13 protein-coding genes are annotated in these 17,549 nt (G+C 66.8%); 3 read left to right on the forward strand and 10 right to left on the reverse strand.

What is annotated here, in order from left to right:
* Nucleotides 1–67 precede the first annotated feature (67 nt).
* The 3 genes from EXV95_RS23350 to pcp form a co-directional block, all read right to left on the reverse strand.
* The gene (locus EXV95_RS23350; RefSeq protein ID WP_176888692.1) at nt 68–1,765 is read right to left on the reverse strand and encodes a diguanylate cyclase; all 1,698 of its coding nucleotides are present in this window, start codon (nt 1,763–1,765) and stop codon (nt 68–70) included.
* The gene (locus tag EXV95_RS23355; RefSeq protein WP_176888693.1) at nt 1,762–2,727 is read right to left on the reverse strand and encodes a delta(1)-pyrroline-2-carboxylate reductase family protein; all 966 of its coding nucleotides are present in this window, start codon (nt 2,725–2,727) and stop codon (nt 1,762–1,764) included. Before EXV95_RS23355 ends, EXV95_RS23350 begins: the two co-directional genes overlap by 4 nt.
* A gap of 66 nt (nt 2,728–2,793) precedes the next feature.
* Nucleotides 2,794–3,471, reverse strand: coding sequence for a pyroglutamyl-peptidase I (gene pcp, locus EXV95_RS23360; RefSeq protein ID WP_176888694.1), 678 nt, complete (start codon nt 3,469–3,471; stop codon nt 2,794–2,796).
* Between the two features lie 144 nt (nt 3,472–3,615).
* Here pcp and EXV95_RS23365 point away from each other — a divergent pair, with 144 nt between their 5' ends.
* The 3 genes from EXV95_RS23365 to EXV95_RS23375 all read left to right on the forward strand — a co-directional run bounded on the left by EXV95_RS23365 (nt 3,616) and on the right by EXV95_RS23375 (nt 8,445).
* Nucleotides 3,616–4,488 carry a neutral zinc metallopeptidase gene (locus EXV95_RS23365; protein ID WP_121422587.1) on the forward strand — a complete coding sequence of 291 codons (873 nt, stop codon included), beginning with the start codon at nt 3,616–3,618 and terminating at the stop codon, nt 4,486–4,488.
* A gap of 168 nt (nt 4,489–4,656) precedes the next feature.
* Nucleotides 4,657–6,792: a SulP family inorganic anion transporter gene (locus tag EXV95_RS23370; RefSeq protein ID WP_176888695.1), complete on the forward strand. Its 2,136-nt coding sequence runs from the start codon at nt 4,657–4,659 to the stop codon at nt 6,790–6,792.
* Nucleotides 6,793–6,954: 162 nt separating this feature from the next.
* Complete coding sequence (locus tag EXV95_RS23375) at nt 6,955–8,445, forward strand: DEAD/DEAH box helicase (RefSeq protein WP_121422589.1); 1,491 nt, start codon at nt 6,955–6,957, stop codon at nt 8,443–8,445.
* A gap of 81 nt (nt 8,446–8,526) precedes the next feature.
* On the opposite strand, the gene EXV95_RS23380 is transcribed toward EXV95_RS23375, so the two are convergent.
* The 7 genes from EXV95_RS23380 to nosZ form a co-directional block, all read right to left on the reverse strand.
* Nucleotides 8,527–9,168 carry a nitrous oxide reductase accessory protein NosL gene (locus tag EXV95_RS23380; RefSeq protein WP_233573559.1) on the reverse strand — a complete coding sequence of 214 codons (642 nt, stop codon included), beginning with the start codon at nt 9,166–9,168 and terminating at the stop codon, nt 8,527–8,529.
* A 19-nt stretch (nt 9,169–9,187) separates the two neighbouring features.
* Nucleotides 9,188–9,763 carry a nitrous oxide reductase accessory protein NosL gene (locus tag EXV95_RS23385; protein ID WP_176888696.1) on the reverse strand — a complete coding sequence of 192 codons (576 nt, stop codon included), beginning with the start codon at nt 9,761–9,763 and terminating at the stop codon, nt 9,188–9,190.
* Complete coding sequence (locus EXV95_RS23390) at nt 9,760–10,575, reverse strand: ABC transporter permease (RefSeq protein WP_010461614.1); 816 nt, start codon at nt 10,573–10,575, stop codon at nt 9,760–9,762. The genes EXV95_RS23385 and EXV95_RS23390 overlap by 4 nt, the downstream gene beginning before the upstream one ends.
* A gap of 2 nt (nt 10,576–10,577) precedes the next feature.
* Nucleotides 10,578–11,522, reverse strand: a complete 945-nt coding sequence (locus tag EXV95_RS23395; protein ID WP_176888697.1) for an ABC transporter ATP-binding protein — start codon at nt 11,520–11,522, stop codon at nt 10,578–10,580.
* Entirely contained in the window at nt 11,497–12,774 is a 1,278-nt protein-coding gene (locus EXV95_RS23400; protein WP_176888698.1) for a nitrous oxide reductase family maturation protein NosD, read from the reverse strand. The genes EXV95_RS23395 and EXV95_RS23400 overlap by 26 nt, the downstream gene beginning before the upstream one ends.
* Nucleotides 12,774–15,395: a NosR/NirI family protein gene (locus tag EXV95_RS23405; protein ID WP_176888699.1), complete on the reverse strand. Its 2,622-nt coding sequence runs from the start codon at nt 15,393–15,395 to the stop codon at nt 12,774–12,776. Before EXV95_RS23405 ends, EXV95_RS23400 begins: the two co-directional genes overlap by 1 nt.
* A gap of 214 nt (nt 15,396–15,609) precedes the next feature.
* Nucleotides 15,610–17,535, reverse strand: a complete 1,926-nt coding sequence (gene nosZ / locus EXV95_RS23410) for a TAT-dependent nitrous-oxide reductase (RefSeq protein WP_176888700.1) — start codon at nt 17,533–17,535, stop codon at nt 15,610–15,612.
* Nucleotides 17,536–17,549 lie beyond the last annotated feature (14 nt).

Consider the following 17,549-nt stretch of genomic DNA (forward strand, 5'->3'; position numbering starts at 1 on the left):
GGTTACTGGCGGGTCTCTTGCACGCCGCTGGCCTTGCTGTGCGCTGACCGCTGTTCAGGGACTGTGGTCACGCTTCCACGCAGACCCTGTTGCGCCCCTGGCCCTTGGCTTCATAAAGCGCCGCATCGCCCCGGCGCAGGATATCGAGGCCGTTGTCCTGCAGGCCGCGCATGCTGGCCACACCCGCGCTCACGGTGATGCGGCCCACGACCGGGTCGTGTTGTTCGGCCATGGCTTCGACCAGGGCCTGGGCGATGGCTTGGGCCCCCAGGAGGTCGGTGTCGGGCAGCAGCACCACAAACTCTTCACCCCCCAGCCTTGCGATCACATCCGAGTTGCGCAGGCGCATTTCCAGCGTGCGGGCCAGCCGGCGCAGGACTTCGTCGCCGGTTTCGTGTCCATAGGTGTCGTTCACGCGCTTGAAATGGTCCACATCGACTGTGATCAGGCTCAACGGCCGGCCGCTGCGCCGCGCCAGCGCCACGGCAAACGCCATCTGCGTTTCAAAACCCCGGCGGTTGAGCAGGCCCGTCAGAGCATCGGTGCGGGCCTGCAGGTCCAGGGCGCGGTTGGCAGCCTCCAGCTCCAGCGTGCGCAGGCGTACTTTTTCCTCCATGGCTTCGTGGGCTGTCAGAAGCCGGTGCGTCATGCGGCCCAGTGCGCCTGAAAGCTTGCTCACTTCCCGGCTGCTGTGGGCCTGGGGAATGCGGGTGCCGGGCTTGTCGGCCTCCACGGCGCTGGCGGCATCGGCCAGCGCGTACAGGTCATCGCTCAGGCGGCGTGCCGCCAGCCACGCCAGCACCGAGGCCAAAAGCGCGGCGCCGAGCCCGATGGCCAGTGCCAGTTGCACGGTGCGGTGGGCCTCGGCGAAGGCCAGTTCTACGGGTTCGCGGGCGACAATGCGCCAGCCTAGGTCGCTGGTGCTGTTGCGTGCCTGCATCGGTGCGGTGGCCGTGAGGTAGCTGCGGCCGTCCAGCCACCTCGCCACGACGGCCCGGCCTGCGGCGCGGTCAGACGCCACCGGGTTGTTGGCCTCGACGGGCAGGCGCTGCCCGGCTACTTGCAGGGCCCGGGTCTGGCCCCCAGGGGCGTAGATAAGCTCGCCTTTGCGGTCGAAGACGAACAGTTCTACCGCCTTGTCGTCCGTACGTGCCGGGGTCAGGCTTTCCATGACCTCATGGGTCCATTCCCAGCTGCCGTGGATACCCACCACGCCGATGGTGGTCGGGCCCAGGCGAATGGGCGCCGCAAAATCCACAAACCGGTAGGGCTCGCCCGAAGGCGGCGGGGCCAGCAGCTGCTCCAGCAGCTTGGCCGGGTGGACATCTCCCACGTGCAGTGTTTGCAGGCCTTCCTTGAACCACGGGCGCTCTGCCACGCTCTGGCCCACCAGCAGCCCGCCCGTGGCGGCGCGCACCACGCCCTGGGCATCGGCCACACCGATCCAGGCGCTGTGGGGGTGGGTGGCCTGACTGCGTGCCAGCATGTGGTGGGCTTCGGCGCTGTCGAGCCCTTTGGTCCAGACGGCCTCGGCGGCGGCCAGGACCTCGGCCTCGCGGCTGCGCTCCTGCAGGCCGTTGGCCAGCAGCTTGCCTGCATTTTCGGCAATGACCTGCAGGGCAGTCCCGGCATCGCGCTCGATGCGCAGCTTGAGCAGTTCGCCAAATCCCAGTGACAGCAGCACCGCCAGGCCCACCACCAACGTACCGAACACCAGCGCGATCTGCGAGCGCAGGCTGTGGTCCGAGAACCGGAGCAGGCTCATGGCGTGGCCTGCGTGGGTGGGGCACCCTCTGTGCCCAGGCGCATCGCCAGGCGGGCCGCAGCCAGGTCCCAGCCCGCCCAGCCGCAGCTCTTGAACAGCACCGGCCCTGCGGACGGAGCGCGCTGGCGTTGCAGAGCTTCCCGCAGTGTGGGCAGCATGCCCACGTCGAGGCCCGCCTGCAGCAGATCGCCCGCCTCGTGGCGTGCGTCTTCACTGTCCACCACGATATGCCCGTGTGCGGCCACATGGCGGCAGAAGGCGGGGGCCAGTTCTGCCATGGCCGGGGTGAAGGCTCCCACCGCTGCCACAAAGGCGTCGGGCCGTGGTGGCGCGCTCAGCACCACGCTGTGCGCCGGGGTGCACACGGCAATCAGCGGGCAATGGGGCACTGCAGCGTCTGCATCGGCCACCGTGCGTGCCTGGGCGCCCAGCGCCTGGGCGCGCAGGACCAGGGCCTCGGCGCTGGCGGCACTGCGCGAGGCCACCCACACATCACGCACCCCCAGGCCCTGCACAAAGGCTTCCAGGTGGGCCAGGCCCTGCACGCCCGCACCGACGATGAGCAGCGGCCCCTGGGCCTGCGGCGCCAGATGCTGTGCAGCCAGCAGCGACACCGCCGCTGTGCGCCGTGCAGTGATGGTGGGGCCGTCTAGCACCAGGCGGCGTTCGCCCGTGGTCACGTCAAACACCACGACGTCGCCCTGGATCGCGGGGCGGCCGGTGCCCGTGTTGGCAGGGGTCAGCGTGATGAGCTTGGCCATCGCGACGCGGCTGTCGGTGGCAGGCATGACAAACAGGCTGCCGTCCTGGGGCAGTGGCAGCACCGTGCGGGCAGGCACCGAGACGGTGCTGTCCTGCAAGAGGGCCGCGATCTCGGTGGCCAGCGCGTCCCATGGCAGACACGCCGCTGTGGCTGCTGCGTCCAGCGTACCGGGGGCCGGGGAGAGGGGGGTGAAGGACATTCGCCGACTTTACACAGCGAGGGCGGAGCCAGGGAGCGGGCAAGCCCCCAGTCCGAGGCCATGATTTCAGTGCGTGGCCCCCGCCCCGAGCGCTATGTCGCTCTGGTGAAGCACAGCGGCCCACAGGGCTGCGTGGATGCCGCGCACCATGTCTCGCAGTGCCAGGGAGGGTGTGCCTTGCCCGGGCAGCCAGGGCACGTGCACAAATCCGCCCCGGGCGCCCGCAGGGCCAACGCCTTGTGCCTGCAGCATGTGCATCAGTCCGTACAGCACATGGTTGCAGACAAAGGTGCCCGCTGTTTGTGAAACCTCGCAGGGCACGCCAGCCTGCTGTACGGAGCGCAGCATGGCCTTGAGTGGCAGGCTCGCAAAGTAGGCGGCAGGCCCGCCGGGCACCACCGGCGTGTCGATGGGCTGGGCGCCCACGTTGTCGGGAATGCGGGCGTCGTTGATATTGATGCCCACCCGCTCCAGCGACAGCGCGCTGCGCCCTCCTGCCTGGCCCAGGCAGACGGTCAGCGCGGGCCGGTGGGCCGTGGCCAGCGCCCGCAGCTGTTGCATCGATTCGCCAAAGACGGTGGGCAGTTGCGCCGCCATCACGCGGTGGCCCGCGATGCGCTGCCCGTCCAGCGCCTGGGCCACCAGCCAGCTGGGGTTCAGGCTGTCGTCGCCAAAAGGGTCAAAGCCTGTGATCAGAATCACCTTGTCGCCGATGGGGGCGTAGTGCGAGGCGTCGTGGAGCATGGGGCGGTTCGGGTGGGGCGTGGAAGGGGGGAATCGTGCCAGCGGGCGCCGACAGGCAGGCCATCGTAATCGGGCCCTCCGGTTCCTGCACCGCGCGTAATATGCGCCATGCCCTCCGCACGTTGAGGGCGCTGGAGATACGGCATGAAATGGGAAGGCAATCGCGAGTCGGACAATGTGGAAGACCGGCGCGGTGGGGGCGGCGGCTCGCCGATTTTCGGAGGGCGCAGCATTGGCATCGGTACCATCGTCATCGCTCTGGTGGGTGGTTGGGTGCTGGGCATCAATCCGCTGACGATCCTGGGGCTCCTCAGTGGCGGCGGGCCACCTGCGCAGGTGCAGTCGCAGGGGCCTGCCCAGCGCCCCCCGGCCGACGACACCATGGCCCGTTTTGTATCGACCGTTCTGGCCGATACCGAAGACGTGTGGCAGGCCGTGTTCCGCCAGGGTGGCGGCACCTACCAGGAGCCACGTCTGGTGCTGTTTCGGGGCGCTACGGCCACGGCTTGCGGCACCGGGCAGGCGGCGATGGGCCCGTTCTACTGCCCGGCGGACCAGAAGGTCTACATCGACCTGGGCTTTTATGAAACCCTCAAGAACCGTCTGGGCGCGCCGGGCGACTTTGCCCAGGCCTATGTGATTGCCCACGAGGTGGGCCACCATGTGCAGAACCAGCTGGGCATCAGCGGCAAGGTGGACCAGATGCGTGGCCGCGTGAGCAAGGCAGAGTACAACGCGCTCTCGGTGCGGCTGGAGCTGCAGGCCGACTGTTTTGCCGGGGTGTGGGCACACCATGCGCAGAACGCGCGCCAGATTCTGGAGCAGGGCGATGTGGAAGAGGCCATGAACGCAGCGGCCAAGATTGGTGACGACGCCCTGCAGCGCTCGAGCGGAGGGGCGGTGGTGCCCGAAAGCTTCACCCACGGCACCAGTGCTCAGCGGCAGCGCTGGTTTCACAACGGTCTGCAGAATGGCAGCGTCAAAGCCTGCGATACCTTCGCGGCGCGGAGTCTTTGAAACACCCCCCTGAGCCGCTTCGCGGCTTCCCCCCGCTCTCGCAACACTGCGCGTTGCGGGCAGGGGGACGCAGCCAGCGCGGCGGGGCGGCCCTTGCGCGGCTGCCCGGGCATGGGCCGCGCCGGTTTTGTGGGGTGTGGGTGACCTACGGCGCTATGGAGAACCGAGATGTCCCCTGCTGAGTCCCTGCAGCCTCTCCGGTCGCCGGGCATCGCCGCCGCGTGGTCGGCGGCGGCGGTCACGGTGCCGCATGCCGTCGGCCTGGGCCTGCTGGCTTTTGCGCCCCTGGCGGCCGACCATTCCCTCGCAGAGCTGGCGCTGTGGTCGGCGGCCCTGCCGGGCCTGCTGCTCACGCTGGTGGTGCCACGTGCCGGGGTGGTCTACGCGCCCACCACGGTGGTGGCGCTGCTGTTTGCGGCCGTGCTGGCCACCGCCCATGGTGCGGCCCCTGCGCTGGGCCTGAGTGCGCGCCAAGTGCTGGCCGTGAGCGGGGCCACGGTGGCGCTGGCGTTTGTTTTTCAGTGGCTGCTGGGGGTGCTGCGGCTGGCCTCGGTGGCGCGGTTCCTGCCCGTTTCGGTGACGCATGGTTTTGCGGCCGGGGTGGGGCTGTCGATGGTGGTGGGCCAGGTGCGCAACGGCTTTGGCGCGGGGGGCGACGCCCTGTGGAACGTCCGCACCGGCTGGCACCTGCTGGCGGCGCTCGCCGTGGTGGGGCTGGCCTGGGCGTTGCGCTGGCGCTGGCCCCGCATGCCGGGGCTGCTGTCGGCTGTGGTCCTGGTGGCGCTGGCCGTGGCGGTGGCGGGGGTGTGGGGTGGTGGCCTGGGGGATGTGTTTGCACCCGCCGTGCAGCCCAGCCAGTTTGCCGGCCCGCTGTGGCCCGACTGGACGGGTGTCCCCTGGATGGCGCTGGCGCAACAGCACGGGTCGGACCTGGTGGTGCTGGCGCTGTTGATGGCGCTGGTCAACAGCCTGGAGATACTGGTGTTCAACCAGGAGCTGGAGCTGGACCACGGTCTGCGTGGCAACGCCAACCTGACCCTGCGCCGCGAGAGCCTGTTGGGCGTGTTGTGCGGGCTGGCCGGGATGATTCCTGCATCCACCAGCGCATCGCGCTCGCGCATTGTGCTGGCGCAGGCGGGCCCCTCCCGCGACGCACCGCGCTGGCATGCCGGCATCATGCTGGGCGTGGCAGTGACGGGCGCCTGGTGGCTGCACTGGGTGCCGATGGCCTGCCTGGCGGGTGGGCTGGTGCTGGCCGGGCTCATGCAGGTGCCGGGTCTCATGTGGTCGCTGCGCTACGCGCAGCGCTCGCGGGTGACCTGGGCGCAAAGCTGGCTGGTGGCGCTGGTGTTTGCCGTGATGGGCGGCGTGGGCGCGCTGGTTGCGGGCCTGGTGGTGGCCACCTTTGTGTTGCTGCACGACTCCGCCGCCAAGGTGCTGCGCCATGTGCGGCTCGATGGCGAACTGCGCTCGCGCCGGCTGCGGCGCGCGGGGTCGGACACCTGGCTCTCGCCGCGCATGAACCAGGTGGCTGTGTTTGAACTGCAGGGCGTGATGTCGTTCGGCGTGGCGGCCCACTTGGCCGAGCAGGTGCGTTTGCTGCTGCAGCCGCGCCACCGCTGGGTGATTCTGGATGCGGGCCGCGTGCCCGCCTGGGACAGCACGGCACTGGCGCAACTGCGCGCGCTGGTGCGCGACCTGGGCCAACAGGGCATTGCCGCTGCCGTGGCCGCGCTCGATCCTGTGGCCGCTGAACATGCAGGCGACCAGGTACGCGCCTTTGCCGACCTGGACCGCGCCTTGGAATGGGCCGAGGCCGGTATCCTCTCGCAACGCCCCATTGAGCAACGCCCCGCGCGTCCCGAAAGGGATCTGCTGGGCGAGATTGGCGAGGGCGTGCCCCGGGTGGCGGCCAATGCCCTGATGGCCTTGCTGGAGCCTCTGGCCGTGCCGCCCCACGGGGTGGTGTTCAGCGCGGGAGACACCGACCACGACCTGCTGGTGGTGAAGTCGGGCCACATCACGCTGGTGACCCAGTGGCCACCCGACAAGGGGCTGCGCTTGGCCACGGTCGGGCCGGGCATGGCGTTTGGCGAGATGGCGTTCCTCAACGGCGCTGCGCGCAGCGCTTGTGCGGGGTCTGAGCGGGGGCCTGCGCACCTGGTGCGCCTGTCGCGGGCGCACTTTGATGCCTGGGCCCGGCAATACCCCGAGGCAGCGCTCACCGTGATGAATAACCTCGCCCAGATCGGGGCGAGGCGTCTGGCGGTGACCACACGCCAATTGCGGGCGGTGTTGGAGTAATTTTGAATAAAAAGTGCCACTAGCGCTTGATGGATAAGCGCTGATAGCTATTAAAAATGTAGCTTATCGCTGTGACTTGCTCAATGAAAAAATGCGCTCTGTACCACGCCCCCATGGTGAAAAATCGCTTTTTGGGCCACCGGTGCGACAATAGAGGGCTAAATGACAAGTTCCTTTTCCAATCTATCGCTGGCTGAACCGCTCGCGCGCGCCGTAGCCGAAATGGGCTACGAGTCCATGACGCCCATCCAGGAGCAGGCCATTCCGGTGGTGCTCACAGGGCAAGACGTGATGGGCGCAGCCCAGACCGGCACCGGCAAGACGGCGGCTTTCTCGCTGCCCCTGCTGCAACGCCTGCTCAAGCACGAAAGCAGCTCCACATCCCCGGCCCGCCACCCCGTGCGTGCCCTGGTGCTGTTGCCCACGCGCGAGCTGGCCGACCAGGTGGCCCAGCAGATCGCGCTGTACGCCAAGTACACCAAGCTGCGCAGCACCGTGGTGTTTGGCGGCATGGACATGAAGCCCCAGACCATCGAGCTGAAAAAAGGCGTCGAAGTGCTGGTGGCCACACCAGGCCGCCTGCTGGACCACATCGAAGCCAAGAACGCGGTGCTCAATCAGGTCGAGTACGTCGTGCTCGACGAGGCCGACCGCATGCTGGACATCGGTTTCCTGCCCGACCTGCAGCGCATCCTGAGCTACCTGCCCAAGCAGCGCACCACGCTCCTGTTCAGTGCCACGTTCTCGCCCGAGATCAAGCGCCTTGCCAGCAGCTACCTGCAAAACCCCATCACCATCGAGGTGGCCCGCCCGAACGAAACGGCCTCCACCGTGGAGCAGCGCTTCTACAGCGCCAATGACGACGACAAGCGCCGCGCCATCCACCAGGTGCTCAAGACCCGGGGTATCAAGCAGGCCTTCATCTTCGTCAACAGCAAGCTCGGTTGTGCCCGTCTGGCGCGCAGCTTGGAGCGCGAAGGCCTCAAGACCACCGCGCTGCATGGCGACAAGAGCCAGGACGAGCGCCTGAAGGCGCTCGAAGCCTTCAAGAGCGGCGAGGTCGATCTGCTGGTGTGTACCGATGTGGCCGCGCGCGGCCTGGACATCAAGGACGTGCCTGCGGTGTTCAACTTCGACGTGCCGTTCAACGCTGAAGACTATGTGCATCGCATCGGCCGCACGGGCCGTGCTGGCGCCTCGGGCCTGGCGGTGACGCTGGTGTCGGGCAGCGATGCCCGCCTGGTGGCCGACATCGAGAAGCTGATCAAGAAGAAGATCGATCTCGAAGCCATCGAATACGAAGAAGACCAGCCCCGCGGCCGCATCAACGACGGCCGCCGTGCCTGGCGCGAAGCCGGTGAGACGGGCGACGGGCGCGATGCGCTGCCGGCCGCCCCCGCCGCGCCACGGCGCGAGCGTGACCAGCGTGTCGGCCGCGAGGGGCGCGAACAACACCGGGGCTTTCGCCCGGCCGTGGCATCGCGCGACCCCTTCTTTGAGAAGCCGTATGAGGCCAGCGCAGCTGCCGACGCAACCCCCGCCTGGGAAGCCGCCAAGTCGGCTCCGCGCAGCAGCGTGTCGGCCAACATCAAGCCCAAGCGCAAGGTGGCAGCGCTGTTCAAGGCTGCCCAGCCAGAGACTTCGGTGCAGTGATGAAATACAGGCCTTTTTAGGCCTGTAGCGCTTGATGGATAAGCGCAAGAAGCTATATTTTCAATAGCAACTGAGGCCCCGTCAGTCTGAATGCAAACGGTGGTCGGCCCGGAGGTTCGGGGCCAGCCTGCGCAGCAAAGCCCCATCGATGGCGCCGAAGGGGACCGCCCGCCCCCCACGCTGCTGCACAAACTCCTGTGCAGCCTCCGCATGGGCAAACGCGGGCAGATTGCCCGCCCGCATCGGCCCCATGGCCGAAGACCCTGTCACATACACCGCCTCCTGCGCGTTCAGCCAACCACCCGTATCGGTATCGGTGACATACCGCGCCACGATGGCGTCGGCCGTGCGGCCCCGCGTGTAGTGGGCCACGTTGCCCAGGTACAGCATGAGGCTGAGCGGTGAGTCAAAAAAATACGCATCCCCGTCCGCAAAAATGACCTGCGCTGCCCACGCCCGTGCGCGGGCCGGGTACATGCCACACACCGGGCAGCGTGCGTCGGCGGGCACCTCGCGGGCGGCGGTCAGGGGCTGGCCCAGCACAGGGTCGTAGGGCGTTGGCGGCGCCACCACGCACACATCGTCGCCGATGCCCTCCAGGGCAGCGTTGCCGGATGGACGGGGCGGAGTGCGCTGGGGCCATTGCCATGCCACCAGGCCTGCCGAGCCCAGCAGCAGGGCTGCAAGGGCTGTGCGCCGGGTGGCTGCGTGTGGGCGGGGCATCAGCGCAGGCATGGGCGGCTCACATCCGCGTGTCGTGCAGTGCCCCGCCGCTCAGGTCCACCATGGCGGGCGTGATCTCGGCGAAGCGCAGCACCTTGCCGCCGTATTCGGCTGCGAACTTCTTCGCGTCGGCCTCTTGCGCAAAGCTGCCGATGGTGGGACCCATGGAGCCGTGGCGCTTGCCGCCCACCACATAGATCGCATTTTTGCCGTCGATCCAGTGGCCCTGCGGTGCATTCCAGTCGGCCTGGCCCATGTCCTGCACATACACGGCCTGCACGGCACGCACCTGTTCGCCGGCCAGCAGGGTGCTGAACAGCTCCACCGTGTCGCAGAAGAACGAAGGATTGTCCTGCCCTGCAAAGCGCACCTGCGCCTTGGGGCCGGGGTAGTCGGCCAGCAGCATGCCGTCGAGTTCGCAGCTGGTGGTGCGGTCGATCTCCTGGGGTTGGAGGGACTGCGCGCTGTTGTCCGCCTGGCTGCAGCCCGTGAGGCCAGTCAGGCCCGTGAGTGTGCCGAGCGAAGCGAGTGCGGCCCAGCCCAGCAATTGCCGGCGCGTGGTGCAGCCGCACCGGGGTTGGTAAGAATGGTTCATGGTTTGAATCTCCAGCTTGCAAGACCGAGCGGCACCACGATCCAGCCCGCCATCACCGCGCCCATCAGCCATGGCTTGGCCAGGGCAGGGGGCACGATGCTGGTCAGGCCGTACAGGGTGCGCACGTCGTCGAGCGAGAACACGTTGAGGATGCGGAAAACGTCGGCCGGGTTGAGCAGCAGCAGGTAGGCCATGGCCTCGCCGCCTACGCTGCCGCCCGTGGCCACCAGGGCGCCCAGCAGCAGCAGGTCAAACACCAGCACAAAAAAGAACCAGGCGGCAATCGCCAGGCCGGAGGCGCGTGTGCGCTCGTGCGTGAGCACCGACAGCAGCACCGCCATGCTCAAAAAGGCCAGCCCCAGCAGCACCGAGCTGATCATGAAGCCGCCGTAGTGGAACAGGGCAGCCCCACTGAACTGCCGCACCAGCAGCACGGCCACCAGCCCGAACCCCGCCAGCGTGGAGAGCGTGAGCGCCGCCGCCAGCCCCAGGTACTTGCCCAGCAGCAGCTCCAGCCGCGTGATGGGCAGCGACAGCAACAGGTCGAGCGAGCCGCGCTCGCGTTCGCCCACGATGGCGTCGAAGCCCAGCAGCAGCGCGATCAGCGGGATGAGGTAGATCACCAGGCTGACCAGGCTGGCGATGGTGAACTCGATGGAACGAAAGCCCACCGTGCCCTGCTGCGCGCCGCCAAAGTAGGCGATGGCCAGCGAGAACACGGTGAACACCAGCGCCACGGCCAGTACCCAGCGGTTGCGCATGCGGTCGCGGAACTCTTTGCCCGCGATGGTGAAAATTTGTTGGAATTCCATGGCTAGCCCTTGCGCAGGTCAAAGTACACATCCTCAAGCGAGGGTTCCTGGATCTGCAGGTCCTGCAGCACGGTGCCCAGCGGTGCCAGCGCACCGATCACGGCCATCTTGCTGCCGCGTGGGCAGTCCACATGCAGGCCTTCCGGCGTTTCCGCTGCGGTGATGCCGGGCACTGCAGAGAGCAGCCCCAGCGCGGCAGGCCGGTCGGCCGCAGCCAGGGTGAGGTGGATGGTCAGCGGCATGTGCGCCTGCTCGCGCAGCGCCTGCACGCTGCCCAGGGCCTGCAGCTTGCCGGAGGCCAGGATGGCAAGGCGGTCCACGCGCTCCTGCAGTTCGGCCAGGATGTGCGAGGTGATGACCACGGTCACGCCACCCGCCTGCAGCTCGCGCAGTGTGGCGTAGAAGTCGCGGATGGCCTGCGGGTCCAGGCCGTTGGTGGGCTCGTCGAGCAGCAGCACCTGGGGCTCGCCCAGCAGGGCCTGTGCAAACCCCAGGCGCTGGCGCATGCCCTTTGAGTATTCGCGCACGGCGCGGTTGCCCGCGTGGGCCAGGCCCACGCGTTCCAGCAGCGCGGGGCATTGCGTGAGGGGCGCTCCCTTGAGGCGGGCGAAGAAACGCAGCGTTTCCAGCCCGTTCAGGTTGTCGTAGAGCACCACGTTCTCGGGCAGGTAGCCCAGGTGGCGGCGGGCGGCGCGAAAGTCGCGGCCCTGCACGGTGGCGCCGCCCACCCGGATCTCGCCCGAGGTGGCGGGCGTGAGGCCCAGGATCATCTTGAACAGCGTGCTCTTGCCCGCGCCGTTGTGGCCGATGAGGCCGAAGATCTCGCCGCGCGCAATGCGCAGGTCGATGCCGTCCACGGCGTGCAATGCGCCGTAGTGCTTGTGCGCGCCCCGCACCTCGATGGCGGGGGGCTCGCTCAGGTCAATGGGGGGAGGGTTGCGTGTCACGCTGAAAATTCCGTTGGGGTTGGTTCGGTTGCATGCGGGGCTTCCCGTCCACCACGGTGGGCACGCGCAGCACCGGAAACTGCTGGCCCACCAGGCGCAGTGCCTGCACGGCGGGGCTGGCCAGCAGCAGCTTGATGGTGGGGTGGCGCCAGGTCAGGCGGTCCACCATGTCGTTGGCCTCGTAGGGCACGTCGCCCACGCCGTTGCCGTCGCGGTCCCAGCCCAGGTAGTTGCTCCAGTGGTTGCCGCCCTCAGTGCCCCAGCGCTCGTCGCGGGCGCCCACATAGCGCACCTGCTCGCGGTTGCCGATGAAGTCGTTGCCTTCGACCTTGTTGTTTTTGGAGCCGGCCGACAGGTGCACGCCCACCGTGTTGCGGGTCACCAGGTTGCCGCGCAGGGTGATGTACTCCACGTCGTAGATGAAGAAGCCTCGGGAGTTCTCAGCCACCACGTTGTTCTCGATCACCGAGTCCTGCAAGGTGCGCAGCATGATGCCGTGGTCGCTGTTGCCCCACGCGCGGTTGTTGCGCACCACCTGGTCGCGCACCTCCATCAGCGCCAGGCCGCCCCGGTTGAGGTAGGTATCGTTGTCCTCCCACAGGTTGTAGTAGGAGTTCATGTAGTGCGTGCCGTAGCGGCTGTGGTGCAGCCGGTTGCCGCGAAACACCGCGTGGTGCGACACGTCCACATACAGAGCGTCTCGCACAAAGCTGATGTGATTGCCCTCGATGCGCGCGCCCGTGGTGTTGTACAGCTGTACGCCGTTGCCGCGCTGCGACGAGTTCACATCGCGCAGGCCGGTGATGGTGTTGTGCAGCACCTGTACATCGTTGGCCTTCTCGATCCACAGGCCGAACAGGTTGTAGGTGAGGTCGTTGTGGCGCACCACGGCTCGGTGTGCACCGGGGTAGATGTAGATGCCTGCGTTCTGGTCCTTGAGGCTGGTGCCCGAGTCGCGCACGATCAGGCCTTCGATCACCACGTCGGGCGCGGTGACGCGGATGGTGTCGCCCGTCTGGCCGCCGCTGAGCGTGGGGCGGTCGATGCCGCGCAGGGTCAGGGCCTTGTCGATGCGCAGGTTCACGCGGTAAAAGCCCCGCTGCACCTCCACCGTGTCTCCCGGCGCCGCAGCCGTGATGGCGGCCTGCAGGTCCTGGCCGGGGCGCACCTGCACGGTGGCAGCTGCCGCAGGAAGCGCGATCCACAGCGCCAGGGCCGTAGCGACCGCAGCGAGTGCAAGGGGGGACTTCATCACGCCAATCCCACCAGGGCCTTGATGGCCAGGAACAGCGCTGCGCCGATCAGCAGGTTCTTGAAACCCACATAGCTCAGCATGTCCATCACGCCCGCCCGGCGGTACTGGTCGCGCCACCAAGGGCCGTCCTTCACATAGCGCTTGCCCGACAGGCGGATCAGCACTTCGTACACGCTCCAGCCAAACCACCAGCCGATGATGGCGCCCGACGACAACGTGCCCAGGGCGGTCATCACCCAGGCCACGCTGGCAGCCAGGGCGAGCGAGAAGCCCGCGATCTGCAGCGCGCGCCGCGACGCCCAGCCTTCGCGGCTCCAGGGCCACAGGTGGTCCACCAGCTCCAGCCAGATCCAGCGCAGGCCTTGCCTTCCAGCCTTGTGGGCGGGGTGTGCAGGCGTTGTGGGCATGCGTGGGTCGGGTCCCTTGGCGGCCTTGGCCGAGATCTGGTCCTGCACCGTGGCAGGGTGGATCGGGATGAAATAGCCGTTCTTGCCGATGGGCGTGATTTCCAGACCATCTTTCTCGCGGCGCTTGCGCTCCTTGGCCAGGGGCGGGCAGCCCTTGGTGTCGGTGTAGAGAATCATGCAGTCGAGGCAGTGCAGGCATTCGCGGTGGTCGATGCGGCCGTCTGCGTCGATGGCCTGTGCACCGCAACCCACGGCGCAGGCCTTGCAGCTGTTGCAGTCCTGCTTGCGCTTCAAACCAAACCAGCGGAACGTGCTGGGCATGGCCAGCGAGGCGCCCAGCGGGCAGATGTATTTGCAGTAGGGTCGCTCGATGAAGATCGAAACGCCCAGGATGGCCGCCACGAACAGACTGTAGGGCCAGGCGCGGTTCATCACACCGACCAGGAAGGTCGTCTTGAACGGCTCCACCTCGGCCAGCTTTTCGGCCAGGCCCATGGAGAACATCGACACCACCAGCAGCCCGAAGAAGACGCCGTATTTCACCCACTTGAGCCGGTCGTGCCACTTCTGCGGCAGTTGCGTCTGGAAGCGCTTGAAGCCCACCGCACGCGCGATCTTGTAGATGCCCTCCTGCAGCGAGCCAAACGGGCACATCCATCCGCAGAACAACCCGCGCCCGAACAGGAACACCGTGACGATGATGAAAATCCAGAACAGGAAGATGAACGGGTCGGACAGGAACAGCGACCAGGTCCACTGGAACAGCAGCGCGTGGAACCAGGTCAGCACCTGCGTGATGGAAGGCTGTGCCATGGCGCCAAAGCCGATCCAGCCAATGCTGAGGGCCCAGAAGCTGTACTTGAAGGCGTTGACCGGCCACTTGTTCTTGTGGGTGGACAGGCGCGTGAGCTTCTCGCGCAGGGCATACACCACGGTGACGGCGATCAGCAGCACGGCGAACAGTGCAATCTCTACCGCACGCGACTTCCACACGCGCACCCAGGGGGCATCCGGCTCCTCAATGGTGGGGCGCCCGCCTTGCAGCATGGCAGCGGGCAGCCAGTAGGGCGTGTCAAAGCTGGTGAAGCTGCGCGTGCCCGTGGCACGGTCCACGCGGTTGCCCAGAAAGCTCAGCTTCCACGGGTAGGCGGCCGAGAACGCGGGTGAGCGGATGATGAAGATGACCGATTCGTTGTAGCTGGGTGCGCCTGCGGCCTCGATGCCATACAGGTTGAGCGCGTCCAGGTCGCGGAAGGTGAATGAATCCGCCCCCTGGCGCACCTGCACACGGTCGTAGATGCCGCCGCGCACAAAGCCCGAGCCCTTGAACGATTCCTTGCCGCCGGTGCGGACGATGAAGAAGGCGTGTTCGCCTTCCTTGAGCTGCAGGCGCAGGTTGTTCCAGCCGTTCTCGCCCAGCAGGCTCTTGCCAATGTCCGGGTGGTTCAGGTCGCCAAACCACAGCTCGATGAACGGGTCGGGGCCTTTGTCCAGGCCCACCTGTTCGGGCAGCACCCGCAGGCGCTGTACGGTGCCTTGCTCCACCAGCTCGGCCCAGCTCAGGCGCTTGCCGGTTTCGGCATAGCGTGCGGGCTCGCGCACCGTGGGCGCGAGGATGCCCACCTGCCGCGCCACCGCTGAGCCCGAGGCCATCATCACCTGGTTCTGCGCGATCACGGTGACCGTGGCGCCCGAGATGGCGTCGAGGCCCAGCACGTTTTCATCAGGGCGCGACTGGCCCACCTCGATCTTGTCGGCCACCGACTTGCCCAGGTACTGGGCGTTGAACTTGAGCAGTGCGGATTCGGGAATGCCAAGCAGCAGGATGGGCTCGGAATGCTTGAGCACCTTCACGCCCACAAAGCGGCCTTGCGTGTCCATGCCGATCAGCGTGACCACAGGCTTGCCCGAGTAGGCCGGGGTGTCGGTGATGTCGGTGGAGAGCATGACGTAGCCCAGCAGCTTCTTTTGGGCACCGTCGTTGTCGTAGGCCTCTACATAGGGCGGCTGCCCCTTGCGCTCGGAAAAGTGGCCCGCCCCAGGGAACACATCCTTGCAGGGCACCAGTGCGCACATGTCGCCCGCGCTGGCCAGCTCGGCGGGCAGCTCGGCCTCGTAGGCCCCTGCGGCGGCATGGGCGCGCGGCGCCAGCCAAAGGGCTGCCAGCAAGACCAGAAGAAGCGTGGCGAACTGCCGACGGAGGGAAATCATGAGACTATCTTTTTGATAGCTGTTAGCGCTTATCTATCAAGCGCTAGCGGCCAATTTTGTTCAAATTGGGGCGCAGTCGTCACAACTGGCGCGCCCCAGACCAGGGATGCAGAGCAAGGGCCGCCCCGCAGCGAGTGCATCGTCCCCCTTCCCGAATCGCGTAGCGATTCGAGAGAAGGGGGAAGGCGCGCAGCGCCTCAGGGGGATCGCCCCATCAAGCTTCCACAATCATCCGAGTGCGCATTTCCAAATGGAGTGCGTGGCAGAAGTGCGTGCAGTAGCACCAGAACACACCGGGCTTGTCGGCCACAAAGCTCACCGACTTGGTCTCCAGCGGGTTCACGATGAAGTTGACGTTGTAGTTCGGGATCGCGAAGCCGTGCGTCAGGTCTTCGATCTTGTCCAGGTTGGTCAGGATCAGCGTGACCTCGTCACCCTTCTTGAGCTTGAACTCGCGCAGGCTGAAGGCCGGTGCTTGCGAAGTCATCTTCACGGTGACCTTCTTGCCACTCCTGAACACGCCGGACTCCTTGGGGTCCTTGATGGCCAGCGGGAACTCGTCGAGCGTGTAGACCTGCTTGGGGCGCACCAGGTCGCGCTTGAAGATGATGAAGTCATGCGGCTCGCCACGCACGGGGTGGTCGGCCAGCAGCACCATCTTCTCGCCCGAGATGTCGATGAGCTGTTCGTTCTCGGGGTGCAGCGGGCCCACGGGCAGGAAGCGGTCCTTGGAGAACTTGCAGCCCACGGCCAGGAACTTGCCGTCGGCGGCCTTGGTTTCAGACTGCGAGGCGTTCAAGTGGCCCGGCTGGTATTGCACGTCCAGGCGGTCTACCACGTACTTGGCGGTCTTGTCGCCCGCGTGGAACTTGATGGCGGCCTCCACGTTCCACTTCACGACCTGGCTGTCCAGGAACAGGGTGGTATAGGCATTGCCACGGCCGTCGAACGCGGTGTGCAGTGGGCCCAGGCCCAGCTCCACTTCGGCCACGATGGCGGAGTCCAGCTTTTCAAGCTTGCCGTCAAAGTAGTCCAGCACCTTGGCCAGCTCAATCACGGTGCCGGTGGGCGAGAGCTTGCCGGCGCAGATGAAGTACTTGCCATCCGGGCTGGCGTTCACGCCGTGCGGGTTCTTGGGCACCGACACATAGGCGGTAAGTGCTGTCTTGGGGTCCTTGTTGGCTTCGTGCGTGCCGTCCACCACGGGCACCTTGCTGGTGCCGATGGTCTTGAACTTGCCAGCCTTCACGGCAGCCTCGATGCGGCCCACGTTGAAGAACAGGCAGGCATCGCGTTCGGCGGACATCATGTCCTCGTACTTGGCGCCCATCTCCACGTTGTACTGGTTGGTGGCGGCCAGCTTGCCGTCGTATGACGTGGCGACCAGATCGCAGTTGCCGTCGATCAGCACTTGCCAGCGCACTTCCATCGTTTCTGCATCGACGCAGGTGAACATCGAGCGGTATTTGCTGATGTCTTCGGTGCCGGTGTTGGGCAGGGGAATCGCAAACTCACCGCCGCAGAACACGCGGGTGGTGTAGTTGATGGCGGGGTCCACCGGGTCGGCCTTGTCGGGGAAGATGCCGTGAAAGCCCTGCACGTTGGGCAGCTCGGTGATCTTGTCGCACACGAAGTAATCGAGGCGAATGCGCGCGATGCGGCTGTTGATCTTGTCGTTAATCCAGGCGTAGCGGCCGTCGTAGTTGCCGTCTTTGTACGAAGCGTGTGTGTGGTGGGTATCGGCCACCGTGTACTTCAGGCTGCCGTCGGGCTTGGTGCCCATCACTGCCTTGGATTCGTTCGTGATGCCCCAGCCCACCAGTGCGTCGGGCACAAAGCAAGGGATGCGTGTGATCTCGCGGCCCGAGGGCAGGCCCAGCACGCGCATGTCGCCCGTGTGGCCGCCGCTCCAGAGACCGTAGTAGGTATCCAGCTCGCCGGGCTTGAGGTGCACGTTGGCGCCAGCGGCGGCATGGCTGGCCGCAGGCGCTGCCGGGGCGGGAGCCGCAGGCGTTGCAGCGCTGGGCTTATCGTTGCAGGCGGCTACGCCTGCGGTCAGCCCGACCAGGGCGGCCGTGTTGATGAAACTGCGTCGGCCCAGGCCAGCAGCGGGAAGGGGACTGTCTTTTCTCTCGGTCATGGTTTTCCTCTTTT

The organism is Acidovorax sp. JMULE5, assembly GCF_013376875.1.
GTDB lineage: Bacteria > Pseudomonadota > Gammaproteobacteria > Burkholderiales > Burkholderiaceae_C > Acidovorax > Acidovorax facilis.

Coding starts and splice junctions, on each gene's coding strand:
- EXV95_RS23400 (WP_176888698.1), bottom strand. CDS start 12,774: ATGAAGTCCCCCCTTGCACTCGCTGCGGTCGCTACGGCCCTGGCGCTG.
- EXV95_RS23375 (WP_121422589.1), top strand. CDS start 6,955: ATGACAAGTTCCTTTTCCAATCTATCGCTGGCTGAACCGCTCGCGCGC.
- EXV95_RS23370 (WP_176888695.1), top strand. CDS start 4,657: ATGTCCCCTGCTGAGTCCCTGCAGCCTCTCCGGTCGCCGGGCATCGCC.
- pcp (WP_176888694.1), bottom strand. CDS start 3,471: ATGCTCCACGACGCCTCGCACTACGCCCCCATCGGCGACAAGGTGATT.
- EXV95_RS23390 (WP_010461614.1), bottom strand. CDS start 10,575: ATGGAATTCCAACAAATTTTCACCATCGCGGGCAAAGAGTTCCGCGAC.
- nosZ (WP_176888700.1), bottom strand. CDS start 17,535: ATGACCGAGAGAAAAGACAGTCCCCTTCCCGCTGCTGGCCTGGGCCGA.
- EXV95_RS23385 (WP_176888696.1), bottom strand. CDS start 9,763: ATGAACCATTCTTACCAACCCCGGTGCGGCTGCACCACGCGCCGGCAA.
- EXV95_RS23405 (WP_176888699.1), bottom strand. CDS start 15,395: ATGATTTCCCTCCGTCGGCAGTTCGCCACGCTTCTTCTGGTCTTGCTG.
- EXV95_RS23380 (WP_233573559.1), bottom strand. CDS start 9,168: ATGCCCCGCCCACACGCAGCCACCCGGCGCACAGCCCTTGCAGCCCTG.
- EXV95_RS23365 (WP_121422587.1), top strand. CDS start 3,616: ATGAAATGGGAAGGCAATCGCGAGTCGGACAATGTGGAAGACCGGCGC.
- EXV95_RS23355 (WP_176888693.1), bottom strand. CDS start 2,727: ATGTCCTTCACCCCCCTCTCCCCGGCCCCCGGTACGCTGGACGCAGCA.
- EXV95_RS23350 (WP_176888692.1), bottom strand. CDS start 1,765: ATGAGCCTGCTCCGGTTCTCGGACCACAGCCTGCGCTCGCAGATCGCG.